General features: G+C 34.5%; 2 protein-coding genes. Both read left to right on the top strand.

Annotation, left to right across the window (positions count from 1 at the left end; all coding sequences use genetic code 11):
• The coding region (locus CXF71_RS13060; RefSeq protein ID WP_198559887.1) for a hypothetical protein at positions 1-355 on the top strand (355 nt) is incomplete at its 5' end.
• Positions 356-470: 115 nt separating this feature from the next.
• Complete coding sequence (locus CXF71_RS13065) at positions 471-947, top strand: GrpB family protein (RefSeq protein ID WP_101233395.1); 477 nt, start codon at positions 471-473, stop codon at positions 945-947.
• The last annotated feature ends 81 nt before the right edge of the window (positions 948-1028 follow it).

Below are 1028 nucleotides of genomic sequence, written 5' to 3' on the forward strand. Positions count from 1 at the left end.
AGTTTCTTCGATGTCATACGATAAAATCATAGTCAGTGAAAATGGCGAAGAGTTTCCATATTCAGAATCATTTGATGATGACTCTTATTATTACGAAGTAAGTATCGTTCTTGATGATCGAGACGGTGAATTATTTATTTCAAAATGGGGTTCTCATATTGAGTTTGACGATGACGGTAGTTGGTTAGACTTTAAAATTGCACCTAATGAATTTTTTCCAAATCAAAAAGAGTTAACTCACGAAAATATACTCTCTTACATGGGAACTTTGCTAGATAGAGAATCTGAAGGTAAAGTATTGTCCAAAGAAGAGGTAAAGAAGCATTATCAAAGCTTTTTAAAGTCAGAGCAATGAAACTCTAACAAGCCATTCAAGCAGGACTTTTAACAGTTGGTTAGGTTCCGCTTCGCTTCACATTATAACCAACAATTAAAAGCCTCTTAATGGGGCGTTAGAGCACTCTCCAGTTATGTATCTATTTCCGCACAATGACAAATGGAAATCTGAGTTCGAAAATGTGAGAGATTCAATAATTTCCACCTACGAGAGTGATATTGAAATTTATCATATTGGCTCAACTGCAATATCAGGGTTGTATGCTAAAGATTGCATTGATCTGTTAGGAGTCGTTAAAGACATTTCAAAGATTTCAACTTTCAAACAAAGTATTATTGATCTCGGTTTTGTTTACAGAGGTCAAAATGGCATCATTGGAAGAGAATACTTTTCTAAAAAACATAGAAAGGTTCATTTGCATATTTTTCAATACGGTGATGTAAATGTGGAAAAACACTTACATTTCGTTAAGGTGATGAAAAATAACGTAGCGTTAATTACTAAATTAAATCAGGTTAAACAAGACTTGCACGCAAAGTACCCTAACGATAAAGAGTCGTACCAAAAAGAGAAAGAGTTCTTTTATAATCATATAAACAAAGTGCTCTAACAAGTTGCTTAAACGGACACAAACAGCTGGCTGTGCTCGTTCCTCGCTATTATAGCCAGCCATTTTTAGCCGCTTAGCAAA

The organism is Colwellia sp. 12G3 (genome assembly GCF_002836775.1).
In the GTDB taxonomy this organism is placed as follows: domain Bacteria; phylum Pseudomonadota; class Gammaproteobacteria; order Enterobacterales; family Alteromonadaceae; genus Colwellia.